Genomic DNA, 20,940 nt, shown 5'->3' with positions numbered 1-20,940 from the left:
CGTGGAGAGCGCGCCGGCTTCGGCACAGACCGCGCTGGTGGTGGGCGGCGGGATTTCCGGGCTGCTCTCCGCGCGCGGGCTGGCAGCCGCCGGCTACAGGGTCACCGTCCTTGAAGCCGGCGATGCCTGGGGCGGCTGTGTTGGGAGCCACGTGGTGGCCGGCCTGGTGCTCGACAGCGGCGCAGAGTCCTTCGCCACCCGGTCCGACGCGGTTTCGAAGCTGGCCTCCGAGCTGGGGCTGGCGGCAAAGATTGTGTCGCCCCGGCCGGGAGGCGCCTGGGTCCAGTTGCCGGAGGGTCCGCGGGAACTGCCCCGGACCGGCGTGCTGGGCATTCCCGCCAATCCCTGGGACCCGGAAGTACGCCGTTCCCTCGGGCTGCTCGGCTCGCTCCGGGCGTCCCTGGACCGGATCCTGCCGGCCTCGGTGGGTACCGGGCAGGAAGTCACCAGCGTGTCAGCCCTGGTCAAAGCCCGGATGGGCGCCCGCGTCCTGGACCGGCTGGTGGCCCCCGTAGTGGGAGGCGTCCACTCGGCCGATCCCGGGCTGCTGGACGTCGACATGGTGGCCCCCGGCCTCCGCACCCGGCTCCGGCAACACGGGTCCCTCGCCGGAGCCGTCGCCGCCCAGCGGAAGGGATCCGGTGCACCTCCCGCGCAGGGCACGGCAACCGTCAATGGCAGACCCGCCAAGGCAGGATCCGCCGTCGCTGGCCTGGAAGGCGGCATGCACACCCTGGTGGGCGCGCTCCTGGAGGACCTCCGTCAACGGGATGTCACGCTCCTGGCCGCGACAACCGCCGTCGCCGTCCGCCGCACACCGGAAGGCTGGCGCGTTGCGGCCGGCGGTGCTGACTTCGACGCCGCCCTGCTCGTGGTCGCGGTGGACGGTCCGGCCGCCGTCGACCTCCTGGCCGGGCCGGTGCCCGCCGTCGCCGGCAGGAAGCCGGCAGCCGGGCCCGACGTCAAGCTGGTCACACTGGTCCTGGACAATCCCGCCTTGGACCGCCGCCCCCGCGGCACGGGCATCCTGGTGGCGCCGCAGACCGCGGGAATTGAAGCGAAGGCGCTGACGCACGCCACCGGCAAATGGGACTGGCTGGCCGCAGCCGCCGGCCCGGGCCGGCACGTCCTGCGGCTGTCCTACGGCCGGGTGGACGGCGTTGGGGGACTGCCAGCCGGCCCCGGGACGGACGATGAACTCCTGGCTGCCTCACTACGGGACGCCTCAGCCCTGCTGGGCGTGGACATCAGCCGGGAAAACATCGTGGATTGGGACGTGGTCCGCTGGCGCGGGGCCCTGCCGTTCGCCGCCGTCGGCCATCGTGCGAGGGTGGCTGCCATCCGCGAGGCCTGCAACAGTGCGGGCGGCCTTGCCGTGGTGGGTGGCTGGGTTGCCGGCAACGGCCTCGCCGCCGTGGTGTCCGACACGCAACAACAGATCCGGAATCTGGCAGGCTGAACGTCTTCGCTGGTCAGGACGGGGTTGGGTGCCGGCAGCGTTTCCGGCGGGTGGTCCAGCGCCGTTTCACCGGCTTTCAATTCCCTCTGCTCCATGGCTAGGGTCGATGACTATGGTTCAACACAGGTCCGAGCTTTCAATGTCCCGGACTGGTATCCATGGGGGAATCCGACGCGGCGGTTATGCAGCGGCAATCGGAGCGGTACTGGTTCTAGCCACAGGCGCCACGGCGTCCCAAGCAGACGAAGGGCTGGCTGATCCCGGCAGCCCCACAATCCCGCTGGCGCAGGCAACAGCCTCCCTGCCGCACGAGCCATCCCGGGACAACGCCGGGCATGGCCTGCAGGCGGCGCCCGGGCAGGACCGTGAAGAGCCGGGCAGCAAGGGAACGGGCGCATCCATTCGGGAAACGGCTGGCCCGGTTGCGTCCGCTTCAGCCCCTGCCCTGCTGCTGTCTTTGCCGCCGGCCCTCTTTCCGGCGGTAACGGCCACCCTTTCCCCGACGGCGACGGCGGTCCCCACCCCGACGCCGTCAGCTTCCCCTTTTCCGACAGGCAGTACCCCCACTTCGGCGGCATCCACCGGCACCGCACCGGCTCCGGCGCAGACGCCGACGACATATAGTGCCGCATCGCAGACCGGCGCGGCGCCGTCGCCCGCCGCTGCCGCAACCACGGCAGTCCCCACTGCTCCGGCGGTTACGGCTCCGGCAACCGCAGAGGCCCCCGCCGCTGCGGATGCCAGCCAGACGCCCGCAGATTCCGGCGCCGCCGCGTCCGGTGAATCCAGCGAAGTTCCGGCCGCGGAACGGCCCCTTTCCACTACGCCGGCCGCAAGCCCGGCGGCAGCTGCACCAGCCGAAAGCCAGGCCGGCGGCGCGCCGCTGTACAGCGCATCCCAGGCCCACCCGGCGTGGACGCCGTACAGCACCGGCACCGGCCCGCGGAGCAGCGCCACGCTCAACTCGCAGCCGGAGCCGCGCAGTGCCATGGTGTGGCTCGGGTCCGGACTGGTGGGCGTCGCAGGTGCGGCCGGCCTGGTGCTCTTCCGGCTGCGCAACCTCTAGCGCCGGAGCACCCGGACCACCGGGAAACGCCGGGCGGTGTGATCTTGGCCACTTCTACGCGTTGTAGAAGTTGTTGGTTTCGACTTGACGGGTACTAAAGGGCAAACTTGTAACCATGAGCCACACTTCTGCCGAATCTGTCACTAAAACCGAAGAATCAGCCGAGCAGTTTTTCACCCTCTGGACTGTCTTCAAACGGTCGGAGGCAGTGGTCCGCAGCGCCGATGCTGCCGCCGATTTCGAGGCCCTGCTGCAGCGCCTCGCTGAGGGGCACGTGACCCACCGCGGCAGCTACGACGTCTCCGCCATGCGCGCCGATGCCGACGTCATGGTGTGGCTCCACGGACCCAAGCCGGAGGCCCTCCAGCAGGCCATCCGCGACATCCGCCGCAGCTCGCTCTTCGCCGGAACCGAGATCGTCTGGTCCGCCATGGGCGTGCACCGCGAGGCGGAGTTCGCCAAGAACCACACGCCTGCGTTCTCGCGCGGCGTCACGCCGGCAGAGTGGCTGTGCGTCTACCCGTTCGTCCGCTCCTACGAGTGGTATATCCTGCCCGAGGAGGAGCGCGGCGCGATGCTCCGCGAGCATGGCCTGCTCGGCCGCGAATTCCCGCAGGTCATCTCCAACACCGTGTCCTCCTTCGCGCTCGGCGACTGGGAATGGATCCTCGGCCTGGAGGCTCCCGAACTCGTTGACCTGGTGGACCTCATGCGCCACCTGCGCGCCACTGAGGCACGCAACCATGTCCGCGAGGAAGTCCCGTTCTACACCGGCCGCCGGATTTCCGCCGGCGAGGTAGCCGAGGTGCTGGCATGAGCCCCCGCGATCCCCAAGGCAGCACCGCCGTCAATCCGGTGACGGAGGCGGGCCGGATGGCCCCCAAGAACTACGACGCCGTCCTCCTCGCCTCCTTCGGCGGTCCCGAGGGCCAGGATGATGTGATTCCCTTCCTCCGCAACGTCACCCGCGGCCGTGGAATCCCGGACGAGCGCCTGGAGGAGGTCTCCCACCACTACCGCGCAAACGGCGGCATCAGCCCCATCAACCAGCAGAACCGCGAACTCAAGGCGGCACTGGAAGCTGAACTGGCTGCCCGCGGCATCAGCCTCCCCGTGCTGTGGGGCAACCGCAACTGGGCTCCCTACATCCCGGAGACACTGCAGGACGCATACGACGCCGGCCACCGCCGCCTGCTGATGATCACCACGAGTGCCTACTCCTGCTACTCCAGCTGCCGCCAGTACCGCGAGGACATCGGCATGGCACTGACAGAGACCGGATTGGACGGACGCCTGGAAGTGGACAAGGTCCGCCAGTACTTCGACCACCCCGGCTTCGTGGAGCCGTTCGTTGAAGGCACCGCCGCCGGCCTCGCCGAGGTCCGTGCGAAGCTGGCCGAAGCCGGCACCCCGGACGCTCCCGTCCAGATCCTCTTTGCTACCCACTCCATCCCCACCCGGGACGCCGAAGCTGCCGGCAAGTCCGACGGCGAGCCCCGCGAATTCGAGGAGGGGTCGGCCTACGTGGCGCAGCACCTCGCCACCGCCGCGGCCGTCATGCAGCGGGTGGAGGAGGAATCCGGCCTCACGGCGCCGTGGTCGCTGGTCTACCAGTCACGCTCCGGCGCCCCGCACGTGCCGTGGCTTGAACCCGACATCAATGACGCCATCGAGGAACTCGCCGGCAAGGGGACCAAGGGCATCGTCATCGTGCCGCTGGGTTTCGTCAGCGACCACATGGAGGTTGTCTGGGACCTCGACACCGAAGCGCTGGAGACGTGCGCCAACCTGGGCCTGGCCGCCACCCGCGTTCCCACGCCCGGCACCCACCGCAAGTTCGTCAACGGCATGGTGGACCTCATCTGCGAACGCACTGAGGCCAACAACATCAGCGAGCGTCCGGCAGTGACGGATCTCGGCCCCTGGTACGACGTCTGCCGGCCGGGCTGTTGCGCGAACTTCCGCGGCGAAAAACCCACCATCGCCGGCGCCGACACCACTGTGGGGACGGGCCATGACCCCTATCCCGCGTCGCCGGGGCAGCCGGAAGCACCGCAAGGAGCAGCACAGCAGTGACTGTCCGGATCGGAACCCGCGCCAGCAAACTGGCTTTGACGCAAACGCAGCAGACCGCCGACCAGCTGGCCGCCGTCGGGGGCTTCCCCGTCGAACTCGTCCACATCAGGACCGACGGCGACGTCCTCACCGGCTCGCTGTCCCAGATGGGCGGCACCGGTGTCTTCGTGGCAGCGCTGCGGGACGCGCTGCTGCGGAACGAATGCGATGTGGCCGTCCATTCCCTGAAGGACCTTCCCACCGGGGCAGCCGTGGGGCTGAGCCTGGCGGCCACCCCGCGCCGCGTTGACGTCCGCGACGTCCTTTGCGCCCGGGACGGCTGAAACTTGCCGATCTCCCGGCCGGCGCCACGGTGGGCACCGGTTCGCCGCGCCGTGCAGCACAGCTCCGCGCGGCCCGGCCCGACCTGGAGATCCTTGACATCCGCGGCAACGTGGACACCCGCCTGGGCCGGGTTCCCGGGCTTCCGGGCAACACCACGGACCAGGTAGTGCCCGGCAAGTCCTGCGACCTCGACGCCGTGGTGCTTGCTGCCGCAGGCCTGGAGCGCATCAACAGGCTGGATGCCGTCAGCGAATTCCTGGAAACCGACGTCATGCTCCCGGCCGCCGGGCAGGGATCCCTGGCCATCGAGTGCCGCACCGCCGACGCCCCGCGGAAGCCCGGCTCAACCGAAGGATCCCAGGCGGTGCTGGCCCAGGCCCTCGCGGCGCTGGACGACCCGGACACCCGGCTCGCAGTCACGGCGGAGCGGGCCATGCTGGCCCGGCTGGAAGCCGGCTGCGCGGCCCCGGTGGGCGCATACGCCTACCGGAAGGGCAGCATGCTGCACCTCGAAGGCGTTGTCTGCGCGGTGGACGGCACCGCATCCGTCCGTGACAAGCGGGCAACTGACGGGCTGACCGAAGTGGGCGCCACCCTTCTGGGCATCGAACTGGCCGAGGTCCTCCTGGCCGCCGGTGCTGCCGACATCGCAGACCTCCAGGCATCCTGACCTTGCCCATGGGAATGCCAACGGGCGCATCGGGGCAGGGCAAGCCGCTGGCAGGGGCCCGGGTCCTGATCACGCGCAGCCCGGAGCGGTCACTGGAACTGGTGGCTGCGCTGGAAAAGGCCGGCGCCACCGCCATGCTCCTGCCGCTCATCGACTTCGAACGGGCACCGGACCAGCATTCCCTGGATGTGGCCTGTGACGCACTGGGAGCCGGGGCGTTCGACTGGCTGGTCCTCACCAGCGCAACCACCGGCCATGTGCTCCTCGGCAAGGCGCGGGACCGCGGGCTTTCCCTGCGCCAGTGGATCCCGGCCGGCATCCGGATCGCCGCCGTGGGACCGGCCACCCGCAGGCTGCTCGAGTCCAACGGCCTCGGCGTGGATCTGACGCCCCGCGGCGAGCAGTCCGCCGCCGGGCTGCTCGAGGTATGGCCCGGCGGCGGACGGGTCCTGCTGCCGCAGGCTGACATTGCGGCGCCCGCGCTTGCAGAGGGGCTCGGGGCCGCAGGCAGCAAAGTCACCGTGGTGGCCGCCTACCGGACGGTCGACTACCCGGCGGCAGCCGAACGCAGGCTCGCCGTTCCGGTGGAGGACGGGGGCCCGGGCCAGGTGCCGCCGTCGTACTCCCTGCTCTCGCCGGCCGCGGCCCGGGCAGGCATCGCTGACGGAAGCATCGACGCCGTCCTGGCAGCCTCACCCAGCGCCGTGCGCCGGATCGCCGACCTGGCGCCGCTGCACGGCTGCCGGCTTGTGGCCATCGGGCGTTCGACGGCGGAACAGGCCGCAGCGCTCGGCCTGCAGGTGGCTGCGGTGGCAGCTGAGCCGACGCCCGAGGGCCTCGCGGATGCCGTCGGGGCTGCCCTGGGGACCGCAGGTCCCGCCGGGGCGCCGAACCCGAACCTACCCGGAACAACGTGAAGGACAGGACCATGACTTTCCCCAGCCAACGCCCCCGCCGCCTTCGGACCACGCCCGCCATGCGCCGGCTGACCGCCGAAACCCGCCTGGCGCCGGCCGGGCTCATCCTTCCCGCCTTCATCCGGGAAGGGCTCACCGAACCGAACCCCATCACGTCCATGCCGGGCGTGGTGCAGCACACCACGGACACCCTGAAGCGTGCCGCAGCAGAGGCTGCCGAACTGGGGTTGGGCGGCATCATGCTGTTCGGCATCCCGGAAATCCGTGACGCCGAAGGCTCGGCCTCTCTCGACCCCGACGGTGTCCTGAACAAGGCCATCCGCGACGTTCGCGCCGAGGTGGGGGACAGTCTGGTGATCATGAGCGACGTGTGCCTGGACGAGTTCACCGACCACGGCCACTGCGGGGTGCTCGACGACGACGGGTACGTCGACAACGACCGCACCGTGGGAATCTACGCCCGGATGGCCGTGGCACAGGCCGATGCCGGCGCCCACATGCTGGGCCCCTCGGGCATGATGGACGGACAGATCGCCGCCATCAGGACCGCCCTGGATGAAGCCGGCCACACCGGCACGTCAGTCATCGCCTACTCGGCCAAATACGCGTCCGCTTTCTACGGCCCGTTCCGCGAGGCGGTGGATTCCCAGCTGAAGGGCGACCGGCGGACCTACCAGATGGATGCAGGAAACCGCACCGAGGCGCTGCGCGAAGTGGAACTGGACCTGGCCGAGGGCGCCGACATCGTCATGGTCAAACCGGCCATGAGCTACCTGGACATCGTGGCGGACGTCGCCGCCATGAGCCCGGTGCCGGTGGCGGCTTACCAGATCTCCGGCGAGTACGCGATGATCGAGGCCGCTGCAGCCAACGGATGGATCGACCGGAGGGCCGCCATCACCGAGTCCGTGCTGGGCATCCGCCGGGCCGGTGCGGGCATGGTGCTAACCTACTGGGCCGCGGAGCTGGCCGGCTGGCTGAAGGAATCCTGATGACCGAGCTGCCGTTGGGACCCACCGAACCCGTGGGGGAGGACCGCATCCTGCTTGGTCTCAACACCTTCGGTGATGTGGGCGTGAAACCGGACGGCACCCCGCAGGCGCATGCCGAAGTCCTGCGGCAGCTGCTGGAACAGGCCCAACTTGCCGACGCCGTCGGACTTCACGCGTTCGGCGTGGGGGAGCACCACCGGAAGGACTATGCGGTGTCCGCCCCTGAAGTCTTCCTGGCTGCAGCGGCGGCCCGCACCACCAGGATCCGCTTGGGCTCGGCCGTCACCGTCCTCAGCTCGGACGATCCGATCAGGGTCTTCCAGCGCTTCTCCACGGTGGACGCCATCTCCAACGGCCGCGCCGAGGTCATGCTGGGCCGCGGCTCGTTCGTGGAATCGTTCCCCCTCTTCGGATTCGACCTGGCCGACTACGAAGTCCTCTTCGAGGAGAAGCTGGAGCTGTTCAGCAAGGTGCGGCTGCAGCAGCCGGTCCACTGGGAAGGGCGGACCCGGCCGGCCCTGGCCGGACTGAGCGTCTACCCACCCATGGAGCACCACCTGTTGCCCACCTGGATCGGCGTCGGCGGCACTCCCGAATCGGTGCTCCGCTGCGCCCACTACGGCTACCCGATCATCTTCGCCATCATCGGCGGCCAGCCGCGTGCTTTCCGTCCGCTGGCTGACCTGTACCGCGAGGCCATGGCCAAGTACGGGCATCCAATGCAGCAGATGGCGACGCATTCGCCGGGGCACGTCGCTCCCACGGACGAGGAGGCCCGCGAGGAGTTCTATCCGCACTGGCTCACGCTCCGGAACAGACTGGGCGCCGAACGCGGCTGGGGCCCTGCCGGCAGGCCCGAGTTCGATGCGATGTGCGCGCCTGAGGGCGCCCTGTACGTCGGATCGCCGGAGACGGTGGCCCGGAAGATTGCCCTGCTCAAGCAGAACCTGGGGGTGGACCGCTTCGACCTGAAGTACAGCAGCGGGCCCCTGCCGCATTCGGCAATGATGCGCTCGATTGAACTGATGGGAACGGCAGTGGCGCCCAAGGTGGCGGAACTGCTCGGCAGCTGACATGCCGGCCAACTGAGAGAATAGGAACCATGACTTCCAGCAATCCTCGCAACGAGGCATTATTCGACCGCGCCCGCCAGTTGATGCCGGGCGGCGTCAACTCGCCCGTCCGCGCCTTCGGCTCCGTGGGCGGAACGCCCCGCTTCATGGTGGCCGCCAAGGGCGCCTACCTGACGGACGCGGACGGCAAGGAATACGTGGACCTGGTCTGCTCCTGGGGCCCTGCCCTGCTGGGCCATGCACACCCGGCCGTGCTGGATGCGGTCCACGCCGCCGTCGACCGGGGGCTGTCCTTCGGCGCCTCCACCCCTGACGAGGCCAACCTGGCCGAAATCGTCAAGGAACGCGTGCCCGCTGTCGAACGCCTCCGGATGGTGTCTACCGGCACCGAAGCCACCATGACCGCCGTCCGGCTGGCCCGCGGCTTCACGGGGCGCAACCTGATCATCAAGTTCGCGGGCTGCTACCACGGCCACCTGGACGGGCTGCTGGCATCCGCAGGGTCCGGCGTTGCCACCCTCGCCCTGCCCGGTTCCGCCGGCGTCACGGAGGCGACCGCCGCTGAAACCCTGGTCCTGCCCTACAACGACCTCACCGCGGTCAAGGAAGCATTCGCCGCGCACGGCCCCAACATTGCAGCCGTCATTACCGAGGCCGCGCCCGCCAACATGGGCGTGGTGACCCCGGAAGAGGGCTTCAACCTCGGCCTTTCCAGGATCACCCGGGAACACGGTGCCCTGCTCATCGTGGACGAGGTGCTGACGGGCTTCCGCACCGGCTACTCGGGCTACTGGGGCCTGACCGGCGGAGCGCCCGACGCCGCCGACCCCTGGACCCCGGACCTGCTTACCTTCGGCAAGGTCATTGGCGGCGGCATGCCGACGGCGGCACTTGGCGGACGTGCCGATGTCATGGACCACCTGGCTCCCACCGGGCCCGTGTACCAGGCCGGAACGCTGTCCGGAAACCCCGTGGCCATGGCCGCCGGAGTTGCCACGCTGACCAACGCCACCCGCGATGTCTACTCCTACATCGACGCCCGCTCCCTGGAGCTGTCCTCGGCCCTGTCCAGCGCCCTGGATGCCGCCGGGGTGGACCACTCCATCCAGTTCGCCGGCAACCTGTTCTCGGTGGCCTTCGGAACCTCCGCGCACGGCGTCCACAACTACGCCGACGCCCAGGCCCAGGAGGCCTTCCGGTACGCGCCGTTCTTCCACTCCATGCTGGAGTCCGGCGTCTACCTGCCGCCGTCGGTGTTCGAGGCCTGGTTCCTCTCCGCCGCGCACGACGACGCCGCCATGAACCGGATCTTCGATGCCCTGCCCGCCGCGGCGCAGGCGGCTGCTGCGGCCCGCCCGTAGTTCCGGCGCCGGCTTAACGACAAATCCCCGCGTCCCGGACCAACCCACCCACCATGTGTGGGAGAAGGCCCGGGACGCGGGGATTTTTTGTCTTTCGGCTAGAGGACGTCCGAGAGGAAGCCCTTGAGCCGGTCAGTGCGCGGTGCCGTGAAGATCTGCTCCGGCGGACCGGACTCCACCACCACGCCCGCGTCCATGAACGTGACGGTGTCCGAGACGTTGCGGGAGAAACCCATCTCGTGGGTCACCACCACCATGGTCATGCCGCCCTTCGCAAGGTCCGTCATGAGGGCCAGGACACCCTTGACCAGTTCGGGGTCAAGGGCGGACGTGGCCTCGTCGAAGAACATGACCTCGGGCTTCATGGCCAGCGCCCGGGCAATCGCCACGCGCTGCTGCTGGCCGCCGGACAGGTTGGCCGGACGGGAATCTGCCTTGTGCTTCAGGCCCACCAGGTCCAGCTGCTCCAGGGCTTCGGCGCGGGCCTGGTCCTTGGGCAGCTTCCGGAGCTTGCGGAGGGCCAGCGACACGTTGTCCACCACGGTCTTGTGCGGGAACAGGTTGAACTGCTGGAACACCATGCCGATCCGCTGCCGGAGCTCGTCCGGGTTGTCCTTCAGGACCGAACGTCCATCCAGCAGGATGTCGCCCTGGTCAGGCTCGATCAGGCGGTTCATGACACGCAGGAGCGTGGACTTGCCGGACCCGGACGGGCCGATCACCGAGGCCGTGGTGCCCTTCTCCACGTGCAGGTCGATGCCGCGGAGGACGTGGTTATGCCCGAAGGACAGGTGCAGGTTCTTGCCGGTCAGGGTTCCGGAAGCGAATTCCGTCATGCCTGTGCCCCCTTGCCGATAGGTGCTGCCAGTTCGTCCGGCTCCTTCTTCTCCGGCTTGCCAGTGCGCAGCCGGTGGTCGATGAAGTTCACGAAGTGGGTGAGCGGAACGGTCAGGATCAGGTACAGGACACCCGCCGCGACCAGCGGTGACAGGTTGCCGGTGTTGGCCATGGCGTCATTTCCGATCCGGAAGATCTCCCGGTCCGAGGCGGCCAGGCCCAGCATGAACACCAGCGAGGAGTCCTTCAGCAGCGAGATGAACTGGTTCACCAGGGCCGGAAGGACCCGGCGGATGCCCTGGGGCACCACCACCAGCCGCATGGAACTGCCGTAGCTGAACCCGAGGGCCCGCGAGGCCTCCAGCTGTCCCTTCTCAACGCTCTGGATGCCCGACCGGAAGATCTCGCCGATGTAGCGGCGGCGATCAGCGTCAGGGCCAGGATGCCCAGGGGATAGGGGTTCCGCGAACCGGTGATTTCCCTGGCGATCGGGCTCAGGCCGATGCCGATCACCAGGATCACCAGGATGGCCGGCAGGCCGCGGAAGATGTCGGTGTAAATGCGCGCCGCCCACCGTGCCCCCGCGTTGCGGGAGATACCCATCATGGCGAGCAGCAGCCCCAGCAGGGATCCGAAGATGCCTGAGGCGACGGCCAGCATCAGGGTGTTGGGCAGGCCCACCATGAACAGGGCGGGAATGACTTTGGCCATTTCCTCCCAGTTGAAAAAGGTGTCGGCAAGCTGGTCCAGGAGATCCATAAACGTCCCGGCTCAATCAGCTCTGGGGAACCGTGGCGGCCTTGCTGCCCGGCTTCCAGTCAGTCGGCATTTCGCGGTCCGGGTACCACTCCTTGGTCAGCTTGGACCAGGTCCCGTCCTCGATCACGGCGTCCAGGCCCGAGTTCAGCGCGTCGATCAGCGGCTGGTTGTCCTTGGCCACGGCGTAGGCGGTGAAGTTCTCGGTGTTGATTTTGGACTCGACGATGGCGGTGCCGTCGCCTTCCTTGACCTGGCCTTCAGCCTGCTGGGACGGAGCCACCCAGGCGTCCACCTGGCCGTTGCGCACGTTCGCGTAGACGGTGGCGTAATCCGGGAAGCGGATCGGTTCCATCTTCAGCGTGTTGGTGACGTAGTCGTCCTGGACGGTGCCCTGGACCACGCCGATGCGCAGGTCGGAGGTGAGGTCGTCGAAGCTCTTGACGTCGCCGTCGGTCTTGGCGACAACGGCCATGTAGCCGAAGTCGTAACCGTTGGTGAAGCCGACGTTCTCGCGGCGGGCTTCGGTGGTGGAGATCGAGGAGGATCCGACGTCGAACTGCTTGGTCTGCACCTGGGACAGGAGCGCCGAGAAGTCCGTGGCAACAAATTCAACCTCGAGGCCGAGCTTGGCGGCGATGGCACGCAGGAGCTCGTTGTCGTAGCCGGTGAACTTGCCGGAGGGGTCAATGAAGATGTTCGGCGGCGCGTCCGAGAGCGTGCCCACTTCGAGCTTGCCTTCGGTGTTGAGGCCGAGCTTGGTCTTGTCGATCTGGTCGATCGGGGTGACATCGGCAGTGGTGTACTTGTCCAGCGTCTGCTGGTCGCTGCCGGCGAGGGCATCGGTGGGGATGCCCGCGGGCTCCGAGGCCCCTGAACCGCAGGCGGCCAGGGAAACCGCCAGGGCCAGAGCAACGGGAGCGGTAGTCAGCCACTTCATCGCTTTGATTTTCATCAGGTTGTCACTTTCATTGAGTCATAAGTCAACCGGGCCGCAAGGCTGCGCTGATGGCGCCTGGCACCTGCCCCGTGCTGGTCGAGCATGGCCAGGGCAGGGGTGACCGCAAAACTTTATTGTCTCACTTCATCGAAAATGCGCTGTTAAGGAAATCCAAGGACGGGCAGGCGATGCCATTGCCGCATTTAATTCGGCCAGTTAGCCGTTCTGTGCGCGCGACAGGGAGGGCGCCGGGTAATCCAACGAATTCACGATGCCCCGGCAAGGCCGAAATGCGCGGTGAACGAACTGTGACTTGCCTCGCATTGCGGCGGGGGAGGGCCTGCGGAAGCCTAAAATCCCCCGGCCGTGGCATCCTGCGGAGGCAGGACCGGCCAATCGCCCTCGATCACGGCGGTGGGCTTGGTCTTGCGGAGGTAGCCCTGGAAGTCCGCGGCCTGGCTGACGGCCCAATCTACCTGGAGCTGGTGGAGCTGGCTCGCCGGCATCATGAGCTTGGGAAATTTGCCGGCCATCGCATCCAGTACCTTCAGCGTGGCCAGGGCGTCAGCGGCAGACGTGTGGGCGTTGTCCAGGACCACGCCGTACTCCTCGCACAGGGCCGTAAGGGTCCGCTTGCCCTTCCGGTAGCGGTCCACCTGCTTGTTCATGATGTAGGGATCAAGCACCGGGAACCTCGTCAGCTGCGGGACCCCGTACCGGGCCGACTCCGCCGCCAGCACTGTGAAGTCGTAGCTGGCATTGAAGGCAATGACGGGGACGCCGTCGTCGAACAACTCCTGCAGGACCCCCGCAAGTTCCCTGGTGACTTCATGGGCGGGGCGCCCGTCACGCCGGGCCTGTTCCGTGGTGATTCCGTGCACATCGCTGGCTTCAATGGGAATTTCCACCCCCGGATCCGCAAGCCACTCATGCTCCTTGATGACCTCGCCCTGGTGGTCCACGACCGTCACCGACGCTGTGACAATCCGGGCCGCGCGGGAGTTCCGTCCGGTGGTTTCGAGGTCGAAGGCTGCTCGGGGAAGGGTATTCCAGGTGCTCATGCTTCAACGCTAAGGGGGACCCCGGACAATTCCGGGGAGCGCCACTGCGGATACATTGGATCAATGCGGATGGAGTATGTGGAGGCGGTGCTGGCCGTTGTTGAGCTGGTACCGGCCGGGTCCGCTGTGTCTTACGGTGACGTTTCCGAACTGCTCGGCTCCGGGGGCCCGCGGCAGGTGGGGGCCGTACTCAGCCATTATGGCAGCGGCGTCCCCTGGTGGCGTGTGCTGAAGGCGAGCGGACATGCTCCCGAGGGGCACGAAGCGGGGGCCCTCCGCCGCTACCTTGATGAGGCAACCCCGCTCCGCGGCGACTACGGGTCCTTCCTCCGCACCGGAGAGGGCCGCTGGCGCGTCGATCTGTCCGCGGCACGCTGGCAGCCGACCGACGGGGAACTGGACAGGGTGGACACCATCGCCGCGGCGCTGGAGCGTCGGCTCCATGGATTGTCGGTGGCTGATGATGGAATGTCGGTGTGACAGTAACTCTTCCCTTCACGGAACCACGCGACGAATACCGGCCTGACCCCCAAGCGGGTCAGGAGCCCACTTTCGGGCAAGGCGCCGCCACCGCAGGAAGCAGCTCGAACGCCAGTGCAGGAAGGTCCCCGGCTGCCGCTTTGCGGCTGCTCGCGCCGCGCCAGGTACATGCGGCTGCGCCGTCCCTGACCGCCGACCAGCAGTCCGCCGTCAGTGTTCCCCAGGGAACCGGGCCGGTTCTGGTTCCAGGCGCCCCAGGGACCGGCAAAACCACCGTTCTCATTGAGGCTGCCGTGGAACGTGTCCAGCGCGATGGTATCGATCCCGAGCGCATGCTGATCCTTGCCCCGAGCCGCCTCGCCGCTGATTTCCTGCGGGACCGCTTCACAGCCCGGCTGGACCGAAGCCTCAGCACCACCCCAGCGCGCACCTGGGCTTCCTATGCCTTCGACCTCATCAGGCGCGCCAAGGCCGAGGGCGTCATCCCGCTGGCCAGGCCGCCGCGGCTCCTGTCAGGCCCCGAACAGGACCTCATCATCAAGGAGCTCCTCGATGGGCACCGCCTTCCCGGCCTGGAACTGCCGTGGCCTGAGGATCTCAACGGCGCGCTCGAAACGCGCGGGTTCCGCCAGGAGGTGCGGCAGCTCTTCGACCGGATCATCGAGTCCGGCCGTACTGCGGAGGACCTTGAAATGCTTGGCCGCGAGTGCGGCAGGCCCGACTGGATCGCCGCGGCTGCCCTCTACAACGAGTACCGGGACGTCCTGGACCTGAGGATGCCGGAGGCCTTCGACCCCGCCGGAATCATCACGGCGGCACGCCACATCTTCCAGGACGCGCCGGAATTCCTCGCAGCCGAACAGGACCGGCTGCAGCTCGTGGTGGTGGACGACATCCAGGAAGCCAACCCGGCAGTGTTCGAACTCCTGGCGGACATCGCGGCAGGCAAGGACTGCTACGTTGCGTACTCGCCGGATACCGTGGTCCAGGGCTTCCGGGGCGCACGGCCTGATCTCGTGGCCGAGCTGCCGCGGCTGCTGTCGCCGGGCGCGCCACCCGTGGAGCGTCCGCTGTCTTCTTCCCACCGCCTGGTCCCGGCCCTGGCGGACGCCTGGCTGGGTGTCGCCGGCCGGATCTCGCAACGCGCCGGTGGCCAGCTGGCCAGGCAGCTGGAGCGTCCGCAGGCAGACCGGCCGGAGGGGAATATGCAGGAAGGGAGTGTCGAGGCGCACCTGGTCCCGTCACCAGTGCATGAGCTCCGGTATGTCGCCCAGAGGATCCTGGACCAGCACATCAACCATGGCCGGGACCTCGCGGACATTGCCGTCATTGTGCGCAACGGCGGACAGGTCAGCGAGTTGCAGCGTTACCTCTCGGGGCAGGGGATCCCTGTCCGTGTGCCGGTTGCCGAGTCGGCCGTCCGGGACGAGGTAGCGGTGCGTCCCCTGCTGGACGCCTTCGCCATCGCGCTGGACCCAACGCTCCTGACCCCGGAAGCCGCGGTGTCCCTCCTGACCTCCCGGATCGGCGGTGCCACTTCCATCGAACTCCGGCGGCTCCGGCAGTCCCTTCGTCGTGAGGAACTGCTGGGCGGCGGCGGACGGACCAGCGATGCCCTCCTGGTCGAGGCCCTGCTGGAGCCCGGAGCCCTGTCCGCCCTGGGTATCGAAGGCAGGGCGGCCAGGCGCGCGGCGCGGATGATCCAGGCCGGCCGTGAAGCTGCCTTCCAGCCGGGCGCCAACGCCGAATCGGTGCTCTGGGCACTGTGGAGCTCCACGGGGCTGGCAGCATCCTGGACGGAAACAGCACTGGCAGGCGGCCCCCACGGCGCCCGGGCCGACCGGGACCTGGATGCCATGATGGCGCTGTTCCATACGGCTGAACGGTACGTGGACCAGATGCCCGGAGCGGGGCCTGAACAGTTCCTGGAGTACCTGCTCAACCAGGAGCTCCCCATGGACACCCTTGCCGCCCGCGCCCAGGTGGATGATGCCGTGGAGCTGATGACGCCCGCCAGCGCAGCAGGAAGGGAATGGCCGGTGGTGATTGTCGCCGGCCTGCAGGAGGGCGTGTGGCCCAACACCCGGCTCCGGGGGGAACTCCTGGGCAGCACCCTTTACGCGGACGCCGTTGAACACGGTTCCGCCTACGCCATGCAGCGGGATCCCCTAAGCCGGTTGCGCGACATCCGCTATGACGAACTGCGCAGCTTCTCCACAGCCGTCTCACGCGCCCGGGAACTGCTCATATGCACGGCGGTCGCCTCGGAGGACGACCAGCTTCGTCGTTCCTCGACTACGTCGCACCGCTGGAGCACGGCCAGGAGCACAGGGGCTTCACCCCGGTCGAGCGCCCCATAACCCTGCGGGCCCTCGTTGCCGAACTGCGGCAGCATGCCCAGCTGGACGGGAACCAGTCCGCCGAGGCCCGGGAAGCGGTAAGGGTACTGGCCCGGCTGGCGGCGGCCGAGCCGCCAGTCCCCGGTGCGCATCCTTCCACCTGGTGGGGGCTCGCGCCACTCACGACCGACGCAGCCGTGGTTCCGCCCGGCGGTACCGTTTCCGTGTCGCCGTCGAAGGTCGAAACCGTGCAGAAGTCCCCGCTTGACTGGTTTGTGCAGGCGGCCGGGGGCGAGGCGGCCACAGACTTTGCCCGCAGCCTGGGAACACTGGTCCACGCCATCGCGCAGGAACTGCCGGATGCCTCGGGCGCGGAGTACCTCGCGGAGCTGGTACGGCGCTGGCCCGCCCTGGGCATGAAGGACAACTGGGAGGGCCGCCTCGACTTCCAAAGGGCGGAGTCCATGGTGCGCAAGCTCGCCCAGTACATCCTGGTGATGAGGAGCGAGGGCCGCAGCCTCGCGGGAGTGGAACAGGATTTTGAGGTGCCCCTTGGCGAGGTGGCGGTGGATGAGCTGGCGCCGCGGCAGGCCATCCTGCGCGGCCAGGTGGACCGGCTGGAGATTGACGGCCAGGGAAGGCTGGTCATTGTGGACCTGAAGACGGGAAAGCGGCAGCCCGGCAAGGCGGAGCTGTCCCGTCACCCCCAGCTCGGTGCATACCAGGCAGCGGTCCTCGCGGGAGGATTCGCCGAGGCAACAGGCAGGGAGGGCGGCACCCTGCCCGGCGGGGCTGTGCTTGCCCAGCTCGGAACAAGCACCAGGAATCCTGCCGTCCAGCAACAGGATCCACTCGACCCGCAGGAGAACTGGGCACTCGACATGGTGAAGGATGCAGCGCAAGTGATGGGCGGCAAGGAATTCGAAGCCCGGCATGATCCGGCAAAGGGAAGCCACGGCGGCCACGGCTGCAAGCTGCCCGAGGTATGCCCCCTGTGCGTGCGTGGAAGGCAAGTGACGGAATGACCAACAACCTCGACCTGCTGCCCGGCCGGCAGGGTGCTGATCCGGATGCCGGGCAGTCAGCGGCGGTCGCCGCGCCTGCCCGGCCGACGGAGGCGCGGTTCAGCCCCGAGGAGCTATCGGTGCTCCTGGGTGAAAAGAACATGCCGACCGCCGAACAATCCGCCATCATCTCCTCACCGCTCACCCCGCGGCTGGTCATCGCCGGTGCCGGCTCCGGCAAGACAGCCACCATGGCGGACCGGGTGGTGTGGCTCGTGGCCAACGGCTGGGTGCGGCCCGAGGAAGTCCTCGGCGTGACGTTCACCAGGAAGGCGGCCGGGGAACTCGCATCGCGGATCCGCGCCAAGCTGGTGGCCCTTCAGCGGCTGGTTGCCGGCGACACTGCGCACCAGGTCTTTCCGGAAGGCCTGCTCAGCAGCGACGCCCTGGAACCCAAGGTGTCCACCTACCACTCCTTCGCAAGCGGGATCGTTTCCGACTACGGGCTGCGGCTGGGCGTGGAACGGGACGTGGTCCTGCTGGGCGGGGCCCAGGCGTGGCAGCTGGCCAGCGAAGTGGTGGAAGCGTACGACGGCGAATATGCACACTTCCGTGCCGCCAAGTCCACCCTGGTGAAGGCCGTTATCCAGCTCGCCGGAGAATGCGCCGAACACCTCCAGGAACCGGAAGACGTCGAGGCCTGGCTCATGGCGCGGCTCTCGGACTTCGAGTCGCTCCCCTACCTGGCAGACAAGAAGAAGAACCCTCCGCAGGCCGCGGCAGAGCTGGCCGCGATGCTTCGCACCCGGGCCAGGGTCGCTGACATGGTGGGCAGGTATGCCGAAGCAAAGCGGGCACGTGGCGCCCTCGATTTCGGTGACCTGGTGGCGCTCGCAGCGAAGGTGGCACGGGATGTTCCGATGGCCGCGCACATGGAACGCCAACGGTACAAAGTTGTCCTGCTGGACGAGTTTCAGGACACCTCGCACGCCCAGCTCGTCCTGTTCTCGCGGCTCTTCGGCGGCGGGCACGCCGTCACGGCCGTCGGGGACCCAAACCAGTCCATCTATGGTTTCCGCGGTGCCTCGGCCGGCCAGCTGTTCCACTTCGTCCGCGAGTTTCCTGTCCGCCAGGAATCCGTGAACGGGCAGGCGGGCTGGGCGCCTGCGCCCACGTCCTACCTGACCACCGCCTGGCGGAACGGACGCTCCATCCTGGCGGCAGCGAACGTGATGTCGGAGGCGCTGGTCAAAGCCGAAGCGCAGCGTGGACCTGCAGGCGGCAAGGGAGCGCAGACCGCGCATGTGCCGCCGTTGCAGCCCAGCCCCCATGCTGCCCAGGGGTCGGTGGTGCTTGGCCGGTTCGGCAGCGACGTGGAGGAAGCGGCGGCCCTTGCCGGGGATGTCCTGAGATACCGGGCGACCGACTTCGAACTGAAGCCCGATGGCACACCCGTGCCGCCGGCCATTGCCGTACTGTGCCGGCGGCGTGCGCAAATGGAGGTGGTCCGCCGCCAGCTTGAGGCCAGGAGCATCCCCTACGAGATCGTGGGCCTCGGCGGACTCCTGGACACACCCGAGGTGGTGGACCTCGTGGCCACCCTCCGGGTACTGGCGGACCCTGGCCGGTCAGACTCGCTCATGCGGCTGCTGGCCGGAGCGAGGTGGCGGATTGGACCGGCGGACCTGATGGCCCTGCGGGACTGGTCCAGCCATCTGGCCCGCCGGCGGGGGCAGGCCGCGGAGCGGTCCGACGACGATTCATCCGACGAGGATGCCGCGGTCCTCGAGGGGGACCTGACGGATGGCGCCAGCCTCGTGGAAGCGCTGGACTGGCTGCCACGCGAAGGATGGACATCCTCCAGCGGCCGGTGCCTGAGCGCCGTGGCCCGCGGCCGCCTGCTGCAGCTCTCGGCCGAACTGCGGCAGCTCCGCGGCTACCTGGGTGACGATCTCACCACACTCCTTGGGGAAGTGGAACGGGCCATGCTCCTGGACATCGAAGTCGCGGCACGCCCAGGGGTCAGCATCCACCAGGCGCGCCGCAACCTGGACGCCTTCCAGGACGCCGCCGCGGGCTTTCTTCGCACCTCCCAGCGGGTGGACATACTTGCCTTCCTCGCCTGGCTCGAGGCTGCAGCCGCCGAGGAGAACGGGCTCGAAGCCCCGCCCGGCGATGTCAACCGTGAGGCAGTCCAGCTCCTCACCGTCCACGCGTCCAAGGGCCTGGAATGGGACGTTGTTTTCGTGCCCGGGCTGAACGCCGGGGCGTTTCCCAGCGACAAGGACTCCCGCTGGAGCAGCGGGAGCGCGGCGCTTCCGTGGCCCCTCCGGGGCGACCGTGCGGACCTGCCCCAATGGGACCTCGACCAGCCGGACCAGAAGGGCTGGCTGGACGCGGAAAAGGATTTTAAGGCTGCCGTGCAGGCGCATGGGGAATCAGAGGAGCGCCGCCTGGCCTACGTTGCCTACACCCGGGCCAAGCACGTCCTGTGGGCTTCCAGTGCCGCCTGGGTGGGATCGCGCGCCGCCAGGGCGGAGATGTCCCCGTTCCTGGCCGAACTGGACATCCTCGTGAACCCGGATGGCAGCCGGACCGGGCCTCGGTCCATCCACTGTCCCTGGCCGAAGACGCCCTGCCCGAAAGCAGCCCACTGTCCACTGAAACCGAAGTGGCAGGGTGGCCTTACGACCCCCTTGAAGGCCCCGTGGATCCCCGGACAGGGGAGCGGCTCCGGCTGGCCGGGGGCCGCAGGGAGGCCATGGACAGGGCTGCTGCCCTCGTTCTGGCCGAACTCGAGGCCGCAGGGAATCACCAGCCGTTATCCGGACCAGCGGATGCTGGAGGCAGCCCCGCAGGCAGCACCGGCCTGGCTGGACCGGCGGCGGGGTGGGCGCGGGAAGCCGCGCTGCTGCTGGAGCGCCGGGCCAAACGGTCCTACGGCCAGGATGTGCACCTGCCCGGCCATATCTCCGCATCCATGCTGGTGGACCTTGGAAACGACCCGTCGGACGTGCTCGCCAGGCTCCGCCGGCCGGTTCCGCGTGAGCCCGGAATGTCGGCACGCAAAGGAACTGCCTTCCACGCCTGGGTGGAGGAATACTTTGGTACCGCCGGCATGCTCGATCTGGGCGAGGCTCCCGGTTCCGACGACCACATCGACGCCGCGTACGACCTCGATTCCATGGTGGCAACGTTCCGCGCCTCACCCTGGGCCGAGCGATCGCCTGCCTTCGTGGAGGTCCCCGTGGAAACCCGCGTGGGCGAGGTGGTTGTTCGCGGCCGGATCGACGCCGTCTTCCGGGACGCCGACGGCTGCTGGGACCTGGTGGACTGGAAGACCGGACGCCGTCCCTCCGGTGCCCAGTTGCGGGCCCGCTCGGTGCAGCTGGCCGTTTACCGGCTGGCGTGGGCACGCCTGAAGAACGTTCCGCTCGAGGAAGTGCGGGCAGCGTTCTTCTATGTGGCCGACAACGAGGTGGTCCGGCCCCATGACCTCGGAACGGCCGAGGAACTGGAAGCCATCGTCAGCGCAGCCCTGGATTCCAGGTGACCGCGCTGGGCTGGCGGATCAGGGCGGGCGGA

The 20,940-nt window shown here is 68.5% G+C and carries 12 protein-coding genes and 4 pseudogenes; 12 read left to right on the top strand and 4 right to left on the bottom strand.

Annotation, left to right across the window (positions count from 1 at the left end):
• The first annotated feature begins 1 nt into the window (after position 1).
• From hemG to hemL, 9 genes and pseudogenes are all read left to right on the top strand, one after another.
• Positions 2 to 1,459: a protoporphyrinogen oxidase gene (hemG, locus tag G205_RS08870; protein WP_009357697.1), complete on the top strand. Its 1,458-nt coding sequence runs from the start codon at positions 2 to 4 to the stop codon at positions 1,457 to 1,459.
• 139 nt (positions 1,460 to 1,598) lie between these two features.
• Complete coding sequence (locus tag G205_RS08865) at positions 1,599 to 2,525, top strand: hypothetical protein (RefSeq protein ID WP_009357696.1); 927 nt, start codon at positions 1,599 to 1,601, stop codon at positions 2,523 to 2,525.
• A gap of 115 nt (positions 2,526 to 2,640) precedes the next feature.
• Positions 2,641 to 3,342: a hydrogen peroxide-dependent heme synthase gene (hemQ, locus tag G205_RS08860; protein ID WP_009357695.1), complete on the top strand. Its 702-nt coding sequence runs from the start codon at positions 2,641 to 2,643 to the stop codon at positions 3,340 to 3,342.
• Positions 3,339 to 4,601 (top strand): ferrochelatase, encoded by a 1,263-nt coding sequence (locus G205_RS08855; protein WP_009357694.1) that lies wholly within the window; start codon positions 3,339 to 3,341, stop codon positions 4,599 to 4,601. The genes hemQ and G205_RS08855 overlap by 4 nt, the downstream gene beginning before the upstream one ends.
• Positions 4,598 to 5,595, top strand: a pseudogene (gene hemC / locus G205_RS08850) (hydroxymethylbilane synthase). The gene G205_RS08855 and the pseudogene hemC overlap by 4 nt, the downstream one beginning before the upstream one ends.
• A 14-nt stretch (positions 5,596 to 5,609) precedes the next feature.
• Positions 5,610 to 6,512 carry a uroporphyrinogen-III synthase gene (locus tag G205_RS08845; protein WP_009357693.1) on the top strand — a complete coding sequence of 301 codons (903 nt, stop codon included), beginning with the start codon at positions 5,610 to 5,612 and terminating at the stop codon, positions 6,510 to 6,512.
• A gap of 11 nt (positions 6,513 to 6,523) precedes the next feature.
• Complete coding sequence (gene hemB / locus G205_RS08840) at positions 6,524 to 7,504, top strand: porphobilinogen synthase (RefSeq protein WP_009357692.1); 981 nt, start codon at positions 6,524 to 6,526, stop codon at positions 7,502 to 7,504.
• Positions 7,504 to 8,577 carry an LLM class flavin-dependent oxidoreductase gene (locus G205_RS08835; protein WP_009357691.1) on the top strand — a complete coding sequence of 358 codons (1,074 nt, stop codon included), beginning with the start codon at positions 7,504 to 7,506 and terminating at the stop codon, positions 8,575 to 8,577. Before hemB ends, G205_RS08835 begins: the two co-directional genes overlap by 1 nt.
• Positions 8,578 to 8,606: 29 nt before the next feature.
• Positions 8,607 to 9,938, top strand: coding sequence for a glutamate-1-semialdehyde 2,1-aminomutase (hemL, locus tag G205_RS08830; protein WP_009357690.1), 1,332 nt, complete (start codon positions 8,607 to 8,609; stop codon positions 9,936 to 9,938).
• A gap of 98 nt (positions 9,939 to 10,036) precedes the next feature.
• Here hemL and G205_RS08825 read toward each other — a convergent pair whose 3' ends face one another.
• The 4 genes and pseudogenes from G205_RS08825 to G205_RS08810 all read right to left on the bottom strand — a co-directional run bounded on the left by G205_RS08825 (position 10,037) and on the right by G205_RS08810 (position 13,532).
• Positions 10,037 to 10,774, bottom strand: a complete 738-nt coding sequence (locus G205_RS08825; RefSeq protein ID WP_009357689.1) for an amino acid ABC transporter ATP-binding protein — start codon at positions 10,772 to 10,774, stop codon at positions 10,037 to 10,039.
• Positions 10,771 to 11,534 (bottom strand): annotated as a pseudogene (locus G205_RS08820) (amino acid ABC transporter permease). Before G205_RS08820 ends, G205_RS08825 begins: the two are co-directional and overlap by 4 nt.
• A gap of 16 nt (positions 11,535 to 11,550) precedes the next feature.
• Positions 11,551 to 12,486 (bottom strand): substrate-binding periplasmic protein, encoded by a 936-nt coding sequence (locus G205_RS08815; RefSeq protein ID WP_009357688.1) that lies wholly within the window; start codon positions 12,484 to 12,486, stop codon positions 11,551 to 11,553.
• 335 nt (positions 12,487 to 12,821) lie between these two features.
• Positions 12,822 to 13,532, bottom strand: a complete 711-nt coding sequence (locus tag G205_RS08810; RefSeq protein WP_009357687.1) for a 3'-5' exonuclease — start codon at positions 13,530 to 13,532, stop codon at positions 12,822 to 12,824.
• A 63-nt stretch (positions 13,533 to 13,595) separates the two neighbouring features.
• Here G205_RS08810 and G205_RS08805 point away from each other — a divergent pair, with 63 nt between their 5' ends.
• The 3 genes and pseudogenes from G205_RS08805 to G205_RS08795 all read left to right on the top strand — a co-directional run bounded on the left by G205_RS08805 (position 13,596) and on the right by G205_RS08795 (position 20,908).
• Complete coding sequence (locus G205_RS08805) at positions 13,596 to 14,012, top strand: MGMT family protein (protein WP_035752566.1); 417 nt, start codon at positions 13,596 to 13,598, stop codon at positions 14,010 to 14,012.
• Positions 14,013 to 14,152: 140 nt separating this feature from the next.
• Positions 14,153 to 17,376, top strand: a pseudogene (locus G205_RS08800) (ATP-dependent helicase).
• Positions 17,373 to 20,908, top strand: a pseudogene (locus G205_RS08795) (ATP-dependent helicase). Before G205_RS08800 ends, G205_RS08795 begins: the two co-directional pseudogenes overlap by 4 nt.
• Positions 20,909 to 20,940: the final 32 nt, after the last annotated feature.

It is taken from the genome of Arthrobacter nitrophenolicus (assembly GCF_000332815.1).
GTDB classification, from domain to species: domain Bacteria; phylum Actinomycetota; class Actinomycetes; order Actinomycetales; family Micrococcaceae; genus Arthrobacter; species Arthrobacter nitrophenolicus.
The sequence above is the reverse complement of the archived record's forward strand: the minus strand, read 5'-3'. Positions and strand labels throughout refer to the sequence as shown.

Bases quoted from the DNA above. Each gene is read 5' to 3' on its own strand.
- G205_RS08810 (WP_009357687.1), bottom strand. From the start codon at position 13,532: ATGAGCACCTGGAATACCCTTCCCCGAGCAGCCTTCGACCTCGAAACC.
- hemQ (WP_009357695.1), top strand. From the start codon at position 2,641: ATGAGCCACACTTCTGCCGAATCTGTCACTAAAACCGAAGAATCAGCC.
- hemB (WP_009357692.1), top strand. From the start codon at position 6,524: ATGACTTTCCCCAGCCAACGCCCCCGCCGCCTTCGGACCACGCCCGCC.
- G205_RS08825 (WP_009357689.1), bottom strand. From the start codon at position 10,774: ATGACGGAATTCGCTTCCGGAACCCTGACCGGCAAGAACCTGCACCTG.
- G205_RS08835 (WP_009357691.1), top strand. From the start codon at position 7,504: ATGACCGAGCTGCCGTTGGGACCCACCGAACCCGTGGGGGAGGACCGC.
- G205_RS08845 (WP_009357693.1), top strand. From the start codon at position 5,610: ATGCCAACGGGCGCATCGGGGCAGGGCAAGCCGCTGGCAGGGGCCCGG.
- G205_RS08855 (WP_009357694.1), top strand. From the start codon at position 3,339: ATGAGCCCCCGCGATCCCCAAGGCAGCACCGCCGTCAATCCGGTGACG.
- G205_RS08815 (WP_009357688.1), bottom strand. From the start codon at position 12,486: ATGAAAATCAAAGCGATGAAGTGGCTGACTACCGCTCCCGTTGCTCTG.
- hemL (WP_009357690.1), top strand. From the start codon at position 8,607: ATGACTTCCAGCAATCCTCGCAACGAGGCATTATTCGACCGCGCCCGC.
- G205_RS08865 (WP_009357696.1), top strand. From the start codon at position 1,599: ATGTCCCGGACTGGTATCCATGGGGGAATCCGACGCGGCGGTTATGCA.
- G205_RS08805 (WP_035752566.1), top strand. From the start codon at position 13,596: ATGCGGATGGAGTATGTGGAGGCGGTGCTGGCCGTTGTTGAGCTGGTA.